Annotated in this window: 19 protein-coding genes; 11 read left to right on the forward strand and 8 right to left on the reverse strand. The window is 62.7% G+C overall.

Annotated features, from left to right (window positions below):
• Positions 1-4 precede the first annotated feature (4 nt).
• The 6 genes from dhaL to V8P77_RS16185 are packed head-to-tail and all read left to right on the forward strand — an operon-like array spanning position 5 to position 4,402.
• On the forward strand, positions 5-616 hold the full coding sequence (gene dhaL / locus V8P77_RS16160; RefSeq protein ID WP_335913341.1) for a dihydroxyacetone kinase subunit DhaL: 612 nt from the start codon (positions 5-7) through the stop codon (positions 614-616).
• Positions 616-1,014: a dihydroxyacetone kinase phosphoryl donor subunit DhaM gene (gene dhaM, locus V8P77_RS16165; RefSeq protein ID WP_335913342.1), complete on the forward strand. Its 399-nt coding sequence runs from the start codon at positions 616-618 to the stop codon at positions 1,012-1,014. The genes dhaL and dhaM overlap by 1 nt, the downstream gene beginning before the upstream one ends.
• Positions 1,014-1,358 carry an HPr family phosphocarrier protein gene (locus tag V8P77_RS16170; RefSeq protein ID WP_018074530.1) on the forward strand — a complete coding sequence of 115 codons (345 nt, stop codon included), beginning with the start codon at positions 1,014-1,016 and terminating at the stop codon, positions 1,356-1,358. The genes dhaM and V8P77_RS16170 overlap by 1 nt, the downstream gene beginning before the upstream one ends.
• A complete protein-coding gene (locus V8P77_RS16175) occupies positions 1,342-2,949 on the forward strand; it encodes a putative PEP-binding protein (RefSeq protein WP_335913343.1) in 1,608 nt (535 codons plus the stop codon). Before V8P77_RS16170 ends, V8P77_RS16175 begins: the two co-directional genes overlap by 17 nt.
• Before the next feature lies 1 nt (position 2,950).
• The gene (locus tag V8P77_RS16180) at positions 2,951-3,358 is read left to right on the forward strand and encodes a hypothetical protein (RefSeq protein WP_003540656.1); all 408 of its coding nucleotides are present in this window, start codon (positions 2,951-2,953) and stop codon (positions 3,356-3,358) included.
• Between the two features lie 51 nt (positions 3,359-3,409).
• Positions 3,410-4,402, forward strand: coding sequence for a dihydroxyacetone kinase subunit DhaK (locus V8P77_RS16185; protein WP_335913344.1), 993 nt, complete (start codon positions 3,410-3,412; stop codon positions 4,400-4,402).
• A 13-nt stretch (positions 4,403-4,415) separates the two neighbouring features.
• Here V8P77_RS16185 and V8P77_RS16190 read toward each other — a convergent pair whose 3' ends face one another.
• From V8P77_RS16190 to V8P77_RS16200, 3 genes are all read right to left on the reverse strand, one after another.
• A complete protein-coding gene (locus tag V8P77_RS16190; protein ID WP_335913345.1) occupies positions 4,416-5,144 on the reverse strand; it encodes an esterase family protein in 729 nt (242 codons plus the stop codon).
• Positions 5,141-6,100, reverse strand: a complete 960-nt coding sequence (locus V8P77_RS16195) for an acetylxylan esterase (RefSeq protein WP_335913346.1) — start codon at positions 6,098-6,100, stop codon at positions 5,141-5,143. The genes V8P77_RS16190 and V8P77_RS16195 overlap by 4 nt, the downstream gene beginning before the upstream one ends.
• An 83-nt stretch (positions 6,101-6,183) precedes the next feature.
• A complete protein-coding gene (locus V8P77_RS16200; RefSeq protein ID WP_335913347.1) occupies positions 6,184-6,804 on the reverse strand; it encodes an NAD(P)H-dependent oxidoreductase in 621 nt (206 codons plus the stop codon).
• A gap of 93 nt (positions 6,805-6,897) precedes the next feature.
• Here V8P77_RS16200 and V8P77_RS16205 point away from each other — a divergent pair, with 93 nt between their 5' ends.
• Together V8P77_RS16205 and V8P77_RS16210 are read left to right on the forward strand one after the other, a co-directional pair.
• Positions 6,898-7,569 (forward strand): TetR/AcrR family transcriptional regulator, encoded by a 672-nt coding sequence (locus V8P77_RS16205; protein ID WP_335913348.1) that lies wholly within the window; start codon positions 6,898-6,900, stop codon positions 7,567-7,569.
• Between the two features lie 211 nt (positions 7,570-7,780).
• Complete coding sequence (locus tag V8P77_RS16210; RefSeq protein WP_335913438.1) at positions 7,781-9,127, forward strand: epoxide hydrolase family protein; 1,347 nt, start codon at positions 7,781-7,783, stop codon at positions 9,125-9,127.
• A 90-nt stretch (positions 9,128-9,217) separates the two neighbouring features.
• On the opposite strand, the gene V8P77_RS16215 is transcribed toward V8P77_RS16210, so the two are convergent.
• Complete coding sequence (locus tag V8P77_RS16215; protein WP_335913349.1) at positions 9,218-9,610, reverse strand: VOC family protein; 393 nt, start codon at positions 9,608-9,610, stop codon at positions 9,218-9,220.
• 219 nt (positions 9,611-9,829) lie between these two features.
• Here V8P77_RS16215 and V8P77_RS16220 point away from each other — a divergent pair, with 219 nt between their 5' ends.
• Positions 9,830-10,312: a methyltransferase family protein gene (locus tag V8P77_RS16220; protein ID WP_335913350.1), complete on the forward strand. Its 483-nt coding sequence runs from the start codon at positions 9,830-9,832 to the stop codon at positions 10,310-10,312.
• Positions 10,313-10,442: 130 nt separating this feature from the next.
• Here the strand turns inward: V8P77_RS16220 and V8P77_RS16225 are convergent, their stop codons facing one another.
• Positions 10,443-11,225, reverse strand: a complete 783-nt coding sequence (locus V8P77_RS16225) for an alpha/beta hydrolase (protein WP_335913351.1) — start codon at positions 11,223-11,225, stop codon at positions 10,443-10,445.
• A 368-nt stretch (positions 11,226-11,593) separates the two neighbouring features.
• Here V8P77_RS16225 and V8P77_RS16230 point away from each other — a divergent pair, with 368 nt between their 5' ends.
• Positions 11,594-12,286, forward strand: coding sequence for a GntR family transcriptional regulator (locus V8P77_RS16230; RefSeq protein WP_335913352.1), 693 nt, complete (start codon positions 11,594-11,596; stop codon positions 12,284-12,286).
• A gap of 5 nt (positions 12,287-12,291) precedes the next feature.
• Here V8P77_RS16230 and V8P77_RS16235 read toward each other — a convergent pair whose 3' ends face one another.
• Positions 12,292-12,687 (reverse strand): hypothetical protein, encoded by a 396-nt coding sequence (locus V8P77_RS16235; RefSeq protein WP_335913439.1) that lies wholly within the window; start codon positions 12,685-12,687, stop codon positions 12,292-12,294.
• 121 nt (positions 12,688-12,808) lie between these two features.
• Complete coding sequence (locus V8P77_RS16240) at positions 12,809-13,420, reverse strand: O-methyltransferase (protein ID WP_335913353.1); 612 nt, start codon at positions 13,418-13,420, stop codon at positions 12,809-12,811.
• A gap of 260 nt (positions 13,421-13,680) precedes the next feature.
• On the opposite strand from V8P77_RS16240, the gene V8P77_RS16245 reads away from it, so the two are divergent.
• Complete coding sequence (locus V8P77_RS16245; RefSeq protein WP_335913354.1) at positions 13,681-14,451, forward strand: siderophore-interacting protein; 771 nt, start codon at positions 13,681-13,683, stop codon at positions 14,449-14,451.
• Positions 14,452-14,491: 40 nt separating this feature from the next.
• On the opposite strand, the gene V8P77_RS16250 is transcribed toward V8P77_RS16245, so the two are convergent.
• Positions 14,492-15,733 carry an FAD-dependent oxidoreductase gene (locus V8P77_RS16250; protein ID WP_335913355.1) on the reverse strand — a complete coding sequence of 414 codons (1,242 nt, stop codon included), beginning with the start codon at positions 15,731-15,733 and terminating at the stop codon, positions 14,492-14,494.

Below are 15,733 nucleotides of genomic sequence, written 5' to 3' on the forward strand. Positions count from 1 at the left end.
GGCAGTGCAGGCGGAACCGGTGCTTTTGGCAGGATTAATCGAAGTGTGCCGCGCGACGATCGCTGAAAACAGCGATCATCTCTGCGCGCTCGATCGCGCCATCGGCGATGGTGACCACGGAACCAATATGCGGCGCGGCTGCGAGGCAGTGAGCGCCGAAGGCGAAAGCCTGTCCAGCCTGCCCTTCCCCGACGCCATGGAAAAGATCGGCCTGACGCTGGTGATGAATGTCGGCGGTGCGGCCGGGCCGCTCTATGGCACGCTGCTGATGGAAATCGGTCGCGAGCTTCGCAAAAGTGAGGAGAAGGCCGATTTTTCCCTCGTGCTGAAACAGGCGATCGACGCTGTGGCAAGACGCGGGCGCGCGCATGCCGGCGACAAGACCCTGCTCGACGTGCTCTATCCCGTGCATGCAGCACTCGCCAGCCGCTCGCCGCTCGGCGCAATCGCCCGCAGGGCCAAGCGTTCCGCCAACCGCACCGCTGACATGAAGGCGATGCGCGGGCGCGCCGCCTATCTCGGCGACCGCTCCATCGGTCATGTCGATCCCGGCGCGTCGAGCTGCGCGCTGCTGACCACGGCGATCTGCCGCTATCTCGGGGAGCACCGTCCGTAATGATTGGAAAGACTGCAAATGTGGGTATCGTGATCGTCTCCCACTCGCCGCTGGTGGCAAGGGGGATCGCCGATATGGTGCGGCAAATGGTGGGCGACAGCGTACCGCTCGCCTGGTCGGGCGGCAATGTCCATGGCGAGCTCGGCACCGATGCCGGCGGCATCCTGAGGGCAATCGAGGCCGCTTGGTCCGATGCCGGCGTCGCCGTCTTCGTCGATCTCGGCGGCGCCGAAACCAACAGCGAAATGGCGATCGAAATTCTGGGGCTTCCCCGCTCGGCCCTCGTCTCCATCTGCAACGCGCCGCTCGTCGAAGGCGCCGTCATCGCCGCTGCCGAGGCGTCGGGGGGCGCGTCGCTGGCCAAGGTCGTCGCCACAGCCGAGGAACTGTCCCCCTGATGACAACAGGATTGCGTAGTGAAAAACAGGAGCCCCATCCATTGCACGTGAATTGCCAGACGGAGGTAGAAGTCAAGCACGGCGTCGGGCTGCATGCCCGCCCCTCCGTTACCTTCACGCGGCTTGCCAAGTCCTTCCCCTGTTCGATCGAGATCGCCGTCAACGGCAGCGACGTCTGGCTGAACGGCAAGAGCATCATCAAGATCATGGGCGCGAAAATCCGAAAAGGATCGATCCTCAGGATTCGCGCCGACGGCATCCTCGCCGAAGAGGCGATCCGCGCGCTGAAGGAACTCATCGAGCGCAACTTCGATGAGGAAAAGAAACATGGCCGAACCGCTTAGACTGAAAGCCAAGAGCGCATCCCCGGGCATCGCATCCGGCCCGGCCTTTCTCGCGGAGGAGCCAAAGGCTCCTTCCGCTGCCGAGCGGCCGGACGCTGCCCCTGCGTCCCGAGCCGTTGGTGGATACGGCGCGCTGGAGAAGGCGATCGACATCTCGATCGGCGAACTCGAGCACCTTGCCGATGGAGCCGATCCCGAAAGCCGGGATATCATTGATTTCCAGATTGAGGTGCTGCGCGATCCGACGATCGCGGAAGCGACCGGCGCGCGCATCGAAGCCGACGGGAATGTCGTCTTTGCCTGGGTCGCCACCCTCGACGCCTATATCGGCGAACTCGAAGCGGCGGATGAAGAGCAGATGCGGGCACGCGCCGTCGATATTCTAGACATCAAGAACCGTGTGCTCGGCGCGCTCGCCGGCACGCCGATCGCCGATTTCCCGCCCGGTTCGGTCTTCGTCGGCAAGGATATGGAGCCGAGCCGCTTTCTCGCCCATGACTGGTCGAAAGGCGGCGGCATCGCGCTGTTCGCAGGCAGCACTGCTGGCCATGTCGCCCTGCTCGCCCGAACGAAATCGGTGCCGATGGTGGTCGGCACAGGCCGCTTTTCAGCCGCGGACGGAGATCCTGTCAGCGTGGATGGCGACGCCGGTGCGGTCATCCTGCAGGCGGGCAGCATGCTGATCCCGCCGCTCGCGCCTGCACAGGCGCCTACCGCCGACACGCAGAACGAAAGCGGTGAGCTGCGCACCGCGGACGGCGTGCCGATCCTGCTCTCCATCAACATCAACGATCCCGCCGAGATCGAGACGCTCGATCCGGCAACGGCGGGCGTCGGCCTGATGCGCTCGGAATTTTCAGTTGCCTCGGTCGCCGATGCCGCCAATGAGGAACGGCAGCTGGCGATCTATCGCCGCGTGCTGGAGCAGGCGGGCGACAGGCCGGTAACGATCCGCATGCTCGATATCGGCGGCGACAAGCCGCTCGCCGGCCTCGAAGACCTGCCGGCCCTCTCCACTTCTGGCCTGCGCGGCATCCGGCTGCTGCTTGCCCGGCCGGAAATCGCCCGCGTCCAGGCCCGTGCCCTGCTGCGCGCCGCTGTCTTCGGCCGGCTGTCGGTGATGCTGCCGATGGTGACCTTTCCAGACGAGTTCGACAGGATGCGAGAGCTTTTCCGGGAGGAAGCCGAAAAACTCGGCCGCCGTGCCCTGCCCCACCGGATGCCGCCGATCGGCATGATGGTGGAGGTACCGTCAGCCGCATTGATGCTCGACGCCTTCGGGGCGGCAGCGTTCTTCTCGTTCGGAACCAACGACCTCACCCAATATCTTGCCGCCTCCGCCCGCGACGATATCGACGCCGATGCCGGCAAGGTTGCACCCGCCGTGCTCCGGCTGCTCGCCCAGGCGGTGAAGCTGACCGCCGGCAAGCCGGTCAGCATCTGCGGCGACATGGCCGGCAATCCGCACCATCTGCCCGGGTTGCTCGCCGCCGGCCTCCGGCATTTTTCCGTGGCGCCGGCCCGGCGTCCCGCGATAAGGTCGGCGATCATCGGCCTCAACGCCGATGGCACAAAGGCAGCCGGAGAGTAGAATGGCGCGCGAAGACACCGAAGACGCCATTATCGCCTACAAGTCCATTCTGGCGCAGATCATCGACAACAGGCCATCGGGCACGCGCCAGCGCCTGGCGACGGCGCTTGGAAAACATCGCAGCTTCGTCACCCAGATCACCAGCCCGACCTATGCGACGCCGCTGCCGGCGCGCCATCTCGCGACCATCGTCCGCGTCTGCCATTTCAGCGCCGCCGAACAGGAGCGCTTTCTCGAAGCCTATCAGGCCGCCCATCCCGGCAAGCTGCCTGATCTCGGCCATTCCGAGAAATTGCGGCACCTTTCGCTGATGGTGCCCGACTTCGGCGACGACAGGAAAAACCGCCTCTTGGAAGAGGCGATCTCCGATCTGGTGCAGAAGATCGTCGCGATATCGGGTGCGGAATGACGAGTGAGCTGGTTGACGTAACGTAATTCTCTTAGCCTTGGGAAGGGCTTGATGAAGAAGTTCATGAACACTGCGGAAACCATGGTCGCCGAAAGCGTCGAAGGCTTCGTGCGCGCCCATCAGGCCTTGGTGGTGTTCGGGCCTGAGCGCAGATGCATCCGCCGACGCCATCTCACCGCTGGCAAGGTGGCGCTCATCTCCGGCGGCGGCGCCGGCCATGAGCCGATGCATATCGGCTTCGTCGGCCACGGCATGCTGGATGCCGCCTGCGTCGGCCATATCTTCACCTCGCCGACGCCGAGCCAGATCATCGCCGCGATTGAAGAGGCCGATACCGGCGCCGGCTGCCTGCTGGTGGTCAAGAACTATGACGGCGATCTGATGAATTTCGAAATGGCGATCGAGATGGCCGGCGACCGCCACAACATCGACATGGTCGTCGTCAGCGACGATATCGAGACATCAAGGTCCGGCGAAGGCAATGGCCGGCGCGGTGTTGCCGGAACGCTGATCGTCGAAAAACTCCTGGGTGCTGCGGCCGAACGCGGCATGTCGCTGGCCGAGTTGAAACAGCTTGGCGAAGGATTGAACACACGCATCCGCTCGATGGGTGTGGCGCTGAACGGCGTGACGGTGCCGCAGACCGAGCGCACCACATTTGCGCTCGGACCCGGCGAAATGGAAGTGGGCGTCGGCATCCATGGAGAACCCGGCCATGCCAGGCAGCCCTTCGCCACCTCCGACGCCATCATCGGCCATCTCTGCGAGACCATCGCCGGCGATATCGCCGTGGCGCCGGGTACCCGCGCACTGCTCTTCGTCAACGGCCTCGGCGGCACGCCACCGGCCGAACTCTACATCGCCTATAACGGCGCTCGCCGCTTCATCGAGGAGATAGGCATCCTAGTCGAGCGCTCGCTCGTGGGAACCTACGTCACCTCGCTCGACATGCAGGGACTGTCGGTTACTCTCGCCTTGCTGACCGACGAGGAGATCGCCCTCTGGGACGCGCCGGTGGCAACGGCAGCGCTGCATTGGGTATGACATCCCGAAGACGTCAGAGGTAAAGCGGTGCCATCTTCCGCCAGGCGCCGGCGCGGTGGGCGCGTCCGTCCCAAATATGCAGCTGATGGCCGACATTCTTGTCCGCGAGCAGGCGGCTCAGATAGCGGTTGTTGTCGAGGAAAGGGTCGGCGTCGCCGATGGTGAGGACGATGTCGCGCTCACGCAGCCTGTCGAGCCGCCAGTCGCCGCCGAGCCCTGGAAGAAAATGCGTCGGCGTGTGGAAATAGACGCTGTCGTCGTAATAGCCGTCGAACAGGTCGCCGAAGGATTCCACCCTCATCGTCAGGTCGTAGCGACCGGAAAAGGCGACGAGCTTGCGGAAGAGATGCGGATGACGAAAGAACAGGCTCGCCGCCTGGAAGGCGCCGAGGCTGCAGCCGTGCACGATGGTGCAGTCATGCGGGTTCTTCGCCGCCATCAACGGCAACACTTCGTGCAGGATATAATCCTCAAGGGCGCCATGCCGGCGGATGCGCTCGGCCGGGTGACGGTGAAAGCCGTAAAAGGTCTCGGCCGCCAGTCCCTCGATGCAATAGAGCTGAAGTTGTCCGGCCTGCAGCTTGTCGGCAAGGCTTCCGACCAGACCGAGCTGCTCATATTCGAAGAAGCGCCCGTCCCGCGTCGGAAATACCAGCACCTTGGCGCCGGCATGGCCGAACACCAGCATCTCCATGTCTCGATGCAGCCGCTGACTATACCAGCTGAGATATTCGCGGTTCATGGCACCCTGAAAAATTGTCCGATCTTTTCGCGGAGGACCGCCTCTTGCTCAGCACTTCCAGGGTAGTCGAAATGACCGGCATCCAGGATGAAGATTTCGTTAAATTTCGGTATCGCATTTGCGACAGCGAACTGGCCGGGCGGCGCGACCGAAGGATCGAACAGCGCAACCGCCGTCAGCATTGGCACCTTGATCCGGGAAGCAGCACTTGCCGCATCGTAAAGGCGAAGCGTCCCAAGCACATCCGGGTGTTTCTTATGATATTCCTGCACCGATTGTGCGCTGCCGACGCTCGGCAGCGTCAGTCGCAGCCGCTGATCCCCGAAACTCGGCAGCGCCAGATGGCCGCGATCGATGCGCTGGTCGTAAGCGATCGCCATCGCCCCGATGCCGCCGCCGAAGCTGATGCCGCTATAGCCGATATGCCCCGAGAGCCAAGGATAGAGACCCGTGAGCGTCGAGACGGCAAGCCAGATATCATCGACGCAGCCGCCGATGATGTAGCTGTCAGGCTTGTCGATATCATGGAGCACATGAAAGGAGGGGTTCTCAGAAATCGGTGGACGGGCACTGAGCGACAAACCGCGGCAGCAGGGAAAGAGCACCGCCGTCTCCTCGACCGGCAGATCGAATTCAGGCCGATCCCGCCCGCCATAACCATGCCCGACGACGAGGCCGCGCCGCACCTCCCCCTGACGCGGCAGGATGAGCCAGCCGCCGATCCTGTATGAACCGGTCGAGATATAAACGAGATCGAGCACATGCCAGTCGGGATGGGCGATCTTGCTCCGGCGCAGCACTGGCTGCGGATCGACCGCGAGCGCCTTGAGATACCGCGCCCTCCAGAAATCATCGAAACCTTCAGGCGCCTCGGGCGGCTTGACCGCAAGAAGCTCCTCGAGCTGCATGCCGTAGGTCGGGTCAAAGTCGAAGGGATGAGTCTCGGGAATGCTCATTCAAGGCTTGTCTCGTGAAAAAGCCGGCGGCGCAAGGCCTCGCCCGCGCCAGCCGATAAACCTTGCTTGAATGCCGGACACCTTTACGCGGCGTCAGTCGCCTCGCATTGCCCGGATGTGTCGAAGAGCCTGCGGCCGATGGCGCGCGCAGCATCGAGATGGGCGGTCGCATGGTCCGGTCCGGCTTCGAGCATGAACTCGGATGTCACGACGCGGGCGCCGCAATAGTCGAAGATCCCGTGATCGATCTGCGTCTTCATCGCGCCGAAATAACCGTGCCGCGTATAGGTCCCGGCGTCGGCGCCGCCGAGGCCGACCAGATGCACCGGCAGACGGCCAAGCAGCTTCACCACCCCGGCATCCGCGCGATCGTCATAAGCCCAGCCATTGGTGAACACCCGGTCGATCCATCCCTTGAGCAGCCCCGGCATCGACCACCAGTAGACGGGATAGACAAGCACCAGCGCATCGGCACGGTCGATCCTTGCCTGCTCGGCGGCAACGTCGGCGGGCAGCACCCCTTCCCTCAGATGCAGGGCGATATCGGCCGCGGAGAACCTGGGATCGAAGCCCTCGGCAGCGAGATCGGCGATCTCGACAGAATGGCCGGTATCGGAAAGTGTGACACCTTCGGCAAGGTGGGCGGCGACGCCGTGGGTGAGCGACTGGGAATCGGGATGCGCGACGACGATGAGCGCGTGCATGGCGAAAACTCCTGTTGAATGATTGCGGACGGAAGTCGCGGGCTGTATACCTTTGGTAAGCTACTTTCGGTAAGTTACTTTTGGTATATAGTGATGTCAAGCGCCGAAACAACAGGTCAGCCGACCGATCCGCAACCGCGCCGCCGCCTGTCGCGGCAGGATCGGCATCGCCAGTTGCTCGACGTAGCCTGGCAGATCGCCCGCGACGAGGGAACGGAAGCGCTGACCCTTGGCCGGCTTTCCGAGCAGGCGGGCGTGACGAAACCCGTGGTCTACGATCATTTTGAAACCCGCCCCGGCCTGCTCGCAGCGCTCTACCGCGAATTCGACGCCCGCCAGACGGCTGTGATGGACGCAGCCCTTGCGGCAAGCCAGCCATCTCTCGCCGACCGGGCCGCGGTCATCGCCACCTCCTATGTCGACTGCGTGCTTCTCCAGGGCCGCGAAATCCCCGGCGTTATTGCCGCGCTTGCCGGCTCGCCGGAACTCGAAAGGATCAAGCGTGAATATGAGGCGGTCTTCATCGAGAAATGCCGCATCGCGCTTTCGCCGTTTGCCGGCACCGGCACGATCGCCGCAGCCGGCCTCTGGGCCATGCTCGGTGCTGCCGAAGCCCTCTCCTATGCCGCTGCGTCAGGCGATATCACCGCCGTCGAGGCAAAGGATGAACTCTTCGAAACCATCGTCGCGATGGTGGCGAGAAGTATGGGCGGCGGCACGCATCCCGATCACCTGCGCAATACGGCCGGCCTCGCATCAAGATGATCCGGCGGAAATACCTGTATCGAATCCACCGCCCGCTTCGCCATCAAACTCGTATTTGACGACCCTGGCGAGCGACGCGACGGCCGCCTTCTGGCACCTAATGATGCATGCTGCGCACAAGCTGAACGGCCCGACCTACGCCCATGCTATTCTGACGACGGCCGAACTCATCGAAGTTTTGCCCAAGGCGTCTGCTTCAAAGGACAATGCCATGACCATGCTCTTCAAAATGCTCACAAGTGCCGGCTCGGAATCCCTGAACCGCGACCGGCGCAGGTTTCTGACCACCGCGGCGATCGGGATCGCCGCCGCGGGCGCGACCAGCCTGTTTCCGTCCTATCCGGCATCGGCTGCCACGGGAGATGCGATCCGCCCGTTTCGCGTCGACACTCCCGAGGCGGACCTCCTCGACCTTCGCCGGCGCGTGCTGGCAACACGCTGGCCCGAACGCGAGACGGTCGACGACCAGACGCAGGGCATACAGCTCGAAAAGATCAAGCCGCTCGTCGATTATTGGGGCACCGGCTACAACTGGCGAAAGGCGGAAGCGAAGCTGAATGCGCTGCCGCAATTCATCACCGAGATCGACGGCCTAGACATCCACTTCATTCACGTCCGCTCGAAACATCCGAATGCCCTGCCCGTCATCATCACCCATGGTTGGCCGGGATCAGTATTCGAGAACCTCAAGATCATCGGCCCGCTCACCGATCCGACCGCTCATGGCGGACGCGCCGAAGATGCGTTCGACGTGGTCATTCCGTCGATGCCGGGCTTCGGCTTCTCCGGCAAGCCGACCGGCACCGGCTGGGGGCCGGACCGCATCGCACGGGCCTGGGCGGAACTGATGAAGCGCCTCGCTTACAGCAGCTACGTCGCCCAGGGCGGCGACTGGGGCTCGCCGGTCTCCGGCGCGATGGCACGGCTCGCGCCACAAGGTCTGCTCGGCATCCATATCAACCTGCCGGCTGTCGTGCCGCCCGAAGTTGCAGCGGTGCTCGCCGCGGGCGGGCCGGCGCCGCAGCGACTCTCCACCGAGGAACGCGCGGCGTTCGATGCCCTCAGCGCCGCAGCCAAGATGGGGAACAGGTCCTATGCCACGATGATGGGCACGAGGCCGCAGACGATCGGCTACGCCATATCGGATTCCCCGGCCGGCCTTGCGGCATGGACGCTCGGTCATCCAGGCTTCACGCACTGGACCTACGACAGCAGCGATCCCGAAAAGTCTCCCGACGAGGTGCTCGACGACATCACGCTTTACTGGTTGACCAACAGCGCCGCTTCCTCGGCCCGGATCTACTGGGAATATGGCGGCGGGCGCAGTCCCGTCCTTGCGGCCGGGGAGAAGACCTCCAAGATCGCGCTTCCGGTCGCCATCACCGTCTTTCCTGGGGAGAGCTATCAGGCCCCGGAGACATGGGCCCGTCGCGCCTATCGCAACCTTATCTATTTCCACAAGGTCGACAAGGGCGGCCACTTCGCCGCCTGGGAACAGCCTGAGCTCTTCTCCGCCGAGCTTCGAGCCGCGTTCAGGCCGCTGCGCCGACCGATATGAGAGGAGCGGCGGCCCTCGCCGCTCACGGATGCTGCCGTCTGGTATCATTGTCCATGATCGGCACCAGGGTCGCCTCCCTTGGCGCCAAGCTCACGGATTCCAGCCGCCGCTGCCATAGGGACGCGTGATGATTTCGAGCAGATGGCCGTTCGGATCTTCGAAATAGACGCCGCGCCCACCGTCGTGGTCATTGGTCTCATCAGGCTTCCGCTGACCGGGGTCGGCCCAGTAGCTCAGGTTCCGCTCGCGAATTCGATTGAATATCGCCTCGAATTCAGCGTCACCGACCAGGAAGGCGTAGTGTTGGCGGACGATCTGACCTTCCGTTTCCATATAGTCGAGATTGGCGTCGTTGTCGGTCCTGACCATGTGGAACGGCCCCCAGCGCCGCGGCGCCGGCAGTCCTAACATATCGGCCAGGAAATCTGCCGAGGCCTTGCTGTCGTGAGCCGACAGGATGGTATGGTTGAAGTGGATGGCCATAGTGGTTTCTCGCAAACGAATGAGCCGCAAACTCGATGCAGGCTCGCCGGGTTAACACCCGCGGCCGCCTCTTGTTCCGAACTTCGACCGCGCCTCTCCGCCTTCAAATCTCTCTCGAAACGAGGTAGACTCCCACCGGTCGAGGGGCCGCGACAAATGGTACGAAACACGCTCCCCATGCGCTGGAATTCCAGGGACCGGGAGACCGGAGGGGGTAGCATGAACGACGCGAACGGCAATTTGCGCGACAGTTCAGGCGCGGCGGTGCGGCCGCCGATCGCCTGGGCGCTGACGGTTGTCGCAGGGCTTGCGCTCGACTGGCTTTATGCGCTGCCGTTCCTGCCGGCGGCCATGCCTGCCGGTGGGCTCGGTGGCATCGTGTTCCTCGCCGGCCTGGCGCTGCTGATCTGGGCGGCAGCAACCTTCCGCCAGGCGGGGACACAGGTCCAGCTCAGCCGGCCGACGACGACGATCGTCGACGAAGGCCCCTATCGCTTCACGCGCAACCCGATCTATATCGGAATGTTCCTCGGCCTCATCGGCCTCGCCATCGCCTTCGACAGCCTGTGGCTCATCATCCTGTTGGCGCCGTTCTACCTCGTCATCCGCTACGGCGTGGTCGCCCGCGAGGAGGCCTATCTCGAGCGGAAATTCGGTGACGTCTATCTCGCCTACAAGGCCCGCATCCGGCGGTGGCTGTAGCGAGACGAAGAAGCGTCGACCTGCTGAAACCCGAATGACGGAAACGGGTCGAGACACGACCCCTTGCGGCATCATGGCCATCGCCAAAGCAAGCCGGCGAACGGCATCGCCGCTTCGCCGGCCGCTGAGATCAGTTCGTGTTCTGCCCCGCCGCCTCGATAATCAGCCGGGCAATCTCGTCAGGGTGGGAGATCAGCGACAGATGGCTGGCCTTCACCTCTATCGTCTTGGCCCCCATGCGCTTGGCCATGAAGCGTTCGAGATCTGGGTTGATCGTCCTGTCCTCGGTGGAAACGGCATACCAGCTTGGCTTCGAGCGCCAGGCGGCCTGCGTCGTCTTGCCGGTCAGCAGCACCTTCTGGAACGGTTGCTGCACGGCATAGAGCACCTTGCCCTTGGCTTCCGGCAGATCGCCGGCGAAATCTCGCAGGAATGCTTCCGCGCTGAGGCGTCCCTCGTCGCCGTCGAAGACGATACCGGCAGAAGCCGGCGGCGTCGGGAAGGTTTTGGCGAGCGCGGTATAATCCTCGCCGGCATCCGGGGCGCGTGCAGCGACATAAACGAGCGCCGAAACATTCGGATGCACGCCGGCTTCGGTGATCATCATGCCGGAAAACGAATGTCCGACCAGAACCGTCGGGCCATCCTGCCGGTCGAGCACGCGCTTTACGGAAGCGACAGCCTCGGGCAGCGTCGTCAGCGGGTTTTGCACCGCCGTGGCATTGAGCCCGGCCGCCTGCAGGCGCGCGATCACCTCGGTCCAGCACGAGCCGTCGGCAAACAGCCCGTGCGCCAGCACGACGTTGCGCGCTTTAACGGGAGCGGATGTCGCGGCCATGCCGCGGGTAGCAAGCAGAGAAGCGGCGGCGCCGGCAACAAGGGCGGCCGAGAAACTCCGTCTGTTCATCATCATGATCTGGTTCCTTGTGCGTCCAGGAATTGAAGGATCGAAAGCATGCTGGCTTGGGACCGAAGAACCGAAGCCAAGTCAAAATCGGTTGGTCTGTGATGCCATGTCGGCACGGTTTGCTTTGCCCGGCGCAAGGCATTGGCCTTCGCCGCGTTGCGGCTCCCGTCCTATTCAAATCGATATTTGAAGCGGCTTCGTGTATGCCAGAAGCCTGCTTGCCGGGGATTTATGTATTCCCATCCGATATAAAGTCAATTATTGAATACGTACACCTCCGTGATGCCATAAGGTGTATACGCTGAGCGGGCGCATCGCATTTGCATACACAATCGCTCGAGCCGTCGATGTTGAAGCAGATCGGAGATAACGGAATGGCGAATGGTTTCGAAACCGAGGATGACGGCGATGATCGCGGGTTGCTCTCCGACCGCATTCGCAACGCCCTGACGGACGAGATCGCCACCGGCACGCTGGCGGCGGGCGCAGCGTTGGACGAACAGCAGCTTGCCGATCGTTTCGGCGCCTCCCGCACGCCGGTTCGTGAAGCGCTGCGTCAGCTGGCGGCGGGCGGCCTCGTCGAGCTTCGCGCCCGGCGCGGCGGCGTCGTCGCCCGTATGACGCCGGAACGCATCATGGAAATGTTCGAAACGGTGGCCGAGATCGAGGCAGTATGCGTCAGGCTCGCCGCCTACCGCATGACGCCGCTGGAGCGCAGCCATCTGATCGAACTGCACGACCTCTCAGAGCCGATCGTCGAAGCCGGAAATTTCGATGCCTATGACAGCCTCAACCGCCAATTCCATGAAGCCATCTATCACGCCACCCACAATAGCTTCCTTGCCGAACAGGCAATCGCCGTGCGTAACCGCCTGAATGCCTTCCGGCGCACGCAGTTGCGCCAGGGCGAACGGCTCCGCCGATCCCGGGACGAACACGAGACAATCATGCAGGCGATCGCCGAAGGCGACGGTGAGATGGCATCCCGGCGCATGCGCGCCCACATGCTGAACGCCGCCACCTCGCTCAGCCGTTTCATCGAAACCAACAAGCCGGGAGGAGTTTGATGTTCTTACGGCACGGGGCAGCGGTACTTATAGGCGATCAACGTCGTCATCAGCTCGTCGCCGGTGGCCTCACGAATGCCGGGATTCTCTTCCAGGAATGTACACAACGTATTGCCGATTGCTTCCGCGGTCGTTCCAACCGGCACACAGACGTTTACCCCAACGGAGTTGGCAAAATACGCCGAGTTCACCATTGCTTTCGGCGCAGGAACGACGTCCGTGAAAATACGGCGGGCCAAATACTCGTCCCGGTTCCACTTGTCCAACCAACCCGCAACATATCCGACGACAAACTGCCGTGAGCCGCCGCAATCAGAATAAAGGAGGTCACCGCTGGAAAATCCGGCGGGAATCTTTGCTGAAACCGTTGCCAACAGGGTAGCGATAAGAATGCCCGACATCACATCTCCAAAGCTCGCGATGGCGGAGCTTTGATCGGGAAAGTGTCGGAAATTAGCTTCAAACGTGTCAACTTTTTTTTCTGCAACTAAAAACAAAATAGCCGCTGATCTCACCTCAGCCTCAATCGAACCGACTGACCTCAAGCCCGCTGCCGACCGGCAGCAGCACGCTTGATATCCCTGGCTTGGTACGGACAGCCTCGCCGTAGCGTTTGAGATCATCGCCTCCCGGGCGCAGCATGTTGTCGGCGACGATGATCGCGCCTGGATTGAGCTTGGGGTAGAAAGCTTCGAGGCAGGGGGTGTAGAGATCCTTCCATAGATCCACCAGCACGAAGTCGATACCCTGGGAAAGCGCGCCGATCATCTGGACCGCATCCCCCACCTTGAATTCGACGTGCTCGGCAAGCCCCGCCTTGACGGCCATGTCGCGCGCGTAGGCCGATTTGTAGTCGTGTATTTCTATGGTGATCAGCCGCCCGCCGGAGGCGCGCGCGGCTTCCGCCAGCCATATCCCGGAATAGCCGAAGGAGGTGCCGAGTTCGAGAATGGTCGGGCTCTTGAGGCTCTTGGCGAGGATATTGATGAACTGCCCGGTCGCGGGCCCGACCGCGCGCAGCCGCTGATCCTGTCCTCCATCGCGCCCGCCGTGAGGCAGCTCGCGCGGGCTGTTATGCTCCGTCTCGATCATCGCGTGATAGATGTCGAGCACGTCCTGGATTCTGCTGTCCATTATCTTCTCCATAACCGCTGATCGGCCGATCATTGCCCAACCGGAACGGCACCGGAAAGTTAAACTTTGGCAATCATCGCCCTTGTTGGCCACCTTGCCGTTGCACAAGCCGCCGTCGTCGGCTACATCATGCCGTCAATGGCCGGGTCACCGGCCACGTAAGCGTTAACGTCACTCAACGCGTATGATCGAACGGCTTTGCGGCTTCGATCTGCGCGACTGTGTCCTGCGGATCGAGCTCAAAAAGCTCCTGAGGATACATGGACAACAATCAACTCAAAGATCAGATTTCACCGGCCCCCGGCATCGAACGGGTCCGCCACGACACGCGACGGCGCACCCTGGCGGTCGAAAGCATTGTCGACATCACCCCCGGCATGCGCCGCATTACATTGTCCGGCGGCGATCTTGGCGATTTCATCAGCCTTGCGCCCGACGACCACATCAAGATTTTCGTACCGGCCGCCGATGGCAGCGAAGAACGCCGTGACTACACGCCGCGCCGCTACGATAACACCGAACGAAAACTGACCATCGACTTCGCCTTGCATGAGGCAGGGCCGGTAACCCAATGGGCGATCAATGCACGCCCGGGCGACAGGCTCGAGATCGGCGGACCAAGAGGCTCCGCCGTGGTCTCGAAGACCGTAAAACGATGGCTGCTGATCGGCGACGAAACCGCACTGCCGGCCATCGGCCGCCGGATTGAGGAAAGCGGCGCCGGAACCGTCGTCACCACAATCGCAGCCGTCACCGGCCCGTTGGAAGAGCAGGCCTTCAAGACATCAGCCGAGCTGCACCTCCACTGGGCGCACCGGCCTCTTTCGCAGGCAACCGATGCCGCAGCGCTGCTGAACCTGTTGAGCACGGTCGATATCCAGCCGGAGACCTTTATCTGGGTCGCGGCGGAAGCCTCGGTGACACGCGATATCCGCGCCTACCTGCTGGAACGAGGTTGCCCGCTCGGCTGGATCAAGGCTTCCGGCTACTGGGTGTTCGGCAAGGCCGATACGACGGAGAAATTCGGCTAACGGTCAATCCACACTGCGACAGGCGGAATGGCGTCCGCAACTATAGCACCGGGCGGCGCCAGCCATCGACTTGTTGAACGAGATCGACCACGCGGCGGGCAGAGCCCAATGCGAGTGTCCAACCCAGCATGCCGTGACCGGCATTGATGTAGAGACCTTTGATGTGTTGGGAACCGGCGATAATGGGCCTGGAGGTCGGTGTCACAGGCCTCTCGCCCGACCATCTCATCAATTCATCCGAACGCTCGAAAAGGTCGGGCAGCACCGTGGAGGCGGCCAGCTTGAGCGTGTCGAAACGTCTGGCATCAAAACCGGCCCCCGGACGCTCGATGTCTGCCAGTCCGGCGACACGAAAACGGTCGCCGATTGCCGCAAAGGCAAGCTTTCGTTTGACGTCTGTCAGGCTGATACTTGGCGCAAGGCCAGTTCTTGGAACGGTGAGCGAATAGCCTCTGATGGGGCGTATGTCGCGAACCTCGGGCAAATCGGATATAAGGGAACGGATCTGCGGTCCTGCCGCAACGATGGCCGCGTCGATGCGAAGCTCATCGCGATCTTCGAACCTCAATCCTGTCAGCACGCCTCCCGTTTGGACGAAGCTCGAGGCCCTCCTGCCGAACAGAACCGACACCTGCCGGCGCTCGATCATCCAGGCGGTGAGCTGGCGGCAAAATCCGGCCGCATCGCCAAGGGCATCACCGGGAGTGTAAACGGCCCCGGCAATCTCTCCCTGATACGCGGCGAGCGCAGGTTCGATGTTTTCCGCCTCCACTCGCGTCAGCAGGCGCTGTTCGAAGCCGAGGGCATTCTTGCGCGCGACACTGGAATCCGCGGCAGCAAAACTTTGCCGATCGGCGTAGAGGTGCAGTTTTCCGGCGACACGATAGTCGAATTCGATATCGGTTTCCTTAAGCAGGATTGCGAGCTCGTGACGGGATTGTTCGGCAAGGCGCAGGATCTCCTGCGTATTGTTCCACCAACTCCTGAACCGGGTATTGGCAATAAATTTCAGGCCCCAGCAGAGAAAGTCCCGATCGAGTTGCCAGCGGATCCGGAAGGCCGGATCGCGGCCCATCGCAATGGCTGGCAGATGCTTCAGCAGGGCTGGTGAAGCCATTGCGTCACCATAGGCCCAGGACAGCTGCGCGGCGTTGCCGGCACTCGCCCCCATGCCCGGCTCGCTTGCCGCATCGATAAGTGTCACATCATGCCCCGCCCGGGCCAGAAGATAGGCCGAGGATACGCCGATGACGCCGGCGCCGATCACCGCAACACGCGCCAT

The sequence above is a fragment of the Rhizobium aouanii genome, assembly GCF_037002925.1.
GTDB lineage: Bacteria > Pseudomonadota > Alphaproteobacteria > Rhizobiales > Rhizobiaceae > Rhizobium > Rhizobium aouanii.

Coding starts and splice junctions, on each gene's coding strand:
- dhaM (WP_335913342.1), top strand. CDS start 616: ATGATTGGAAAGACTGCAAATGTGGGTATCGTGATCGTCTCCCACTCG.
- V8P77_RS16170 (WP_018074530.1), top strand. CDS start 1,014: ATGACAACAGGATTGCGTAGTGAAAAACAGGAGCCCCATCCATTGCAC.
- V8P77_RS16175 (WP_335913343.1), top strand. CDS start 1,342: ATGGCCGAACCGCTTAGACTGAAAGCCAAGAGCGCATCCCCGGGCATC.
- V8P77_RS16180 (WP_003540656.1), top strand. CDS start 2,951: ATGGCGCGCGAAGACACCGAAGACGCCATTATCGCCTACAAGTCCATT.
- V8P77_RS16185 (WP_335913344.1), top strand. CDS start 3,410: ATGAAGAAGTTCATGAACACTGCGGAAACCATGGTCGCCGAAAGCGTC.
- V8P77_RS16190 (WP_335913345.1), bottom strand. CDS start 5,144: ATGAACCGCGAATATCTCAGCTGGTATAGTCAGCGGCTGCATCGAGAC.
- V8P77_RS16195 (WP_335913346.1), bottom strand. CDS start 6,100: ATGAGCATTCCCGAGACTCATCCCTTCGACTTTGACCCGACCTACGGC.
- V8P77_RS16200 (WP_335913347.1), bottom strand. CDS start 6,804: ATGCACGCGCTCATCGTCGTCGCGCATCCCGATTCCCAGTCGCTCACC.
- V8P77_RS16205 (WP_335913348.1), top strand. CDS start 6,898: ATGTCAAGCGCCGAAACAACAGGTCAGCCGACCGATCCGCAACCGCGC.
- V8P77_RS16210 (WP_335913438.1), top strand. CDS start 7,781: ATGACCATGCTCTTCAAAATGCTCACAAGTGCCGGCTCGGAATCCCTG.
- V8P77_RS16215 (WP_335913349.1), bottom strand. CDS start 9,610: ATGGCCATCCACTTCAACCATACCATCCTGTCGGCTCACGACAGCAAG.
- V8P77_RS16220 (WP_335913350.1), top strand. CDS start 9,830: ATGAACGACGCGAACGGCAATTTGCGCGACAGTTCAGGCGCGGCGGTG.
- V8P77_RS16225 (WP_335913351.1), bottom strand. CDS start 11,225: ATGATGATGAACAGACGGAGTTTCTCGGCCGCCCTTGTTGCCGGCGCC.
- V8P77_RS16230 (WP_335913352.1), top strand. CDS start 11,594: ATGGCGAATGGTTTCGAAACCGAGGATGACGGCGATGATCGCGGGTTG.
- V8P77_RS16235 (WP_335913439.1), bottom strand. CDS start 12,687: ATGTCGGGCATTCTTATCGCTACCCTGTTGGCAACGGTTTCAGCAAAG.
- V8P77_RS16240 (WP_335913353.1), bottom strand. CDS start 13,420: ATGGACAGCAGAATCCAGGACGTGCTCGACATCTATCACGCGATGATC.
- V8P77_RS16245 (WP_335913354.1), top strand. CDS start 13,681: ATGGACAACAATCAACTCAAAGATCAGATTTCACCGGCCCCCGGCATC.
- V8P77_RS16250 (WP_335913355.1), bottom strand. CDS start 15,733: ATGGCGCGTGTTGCGGTGATCGGCGCCGGCGTCATCGGCGTATCCTCG.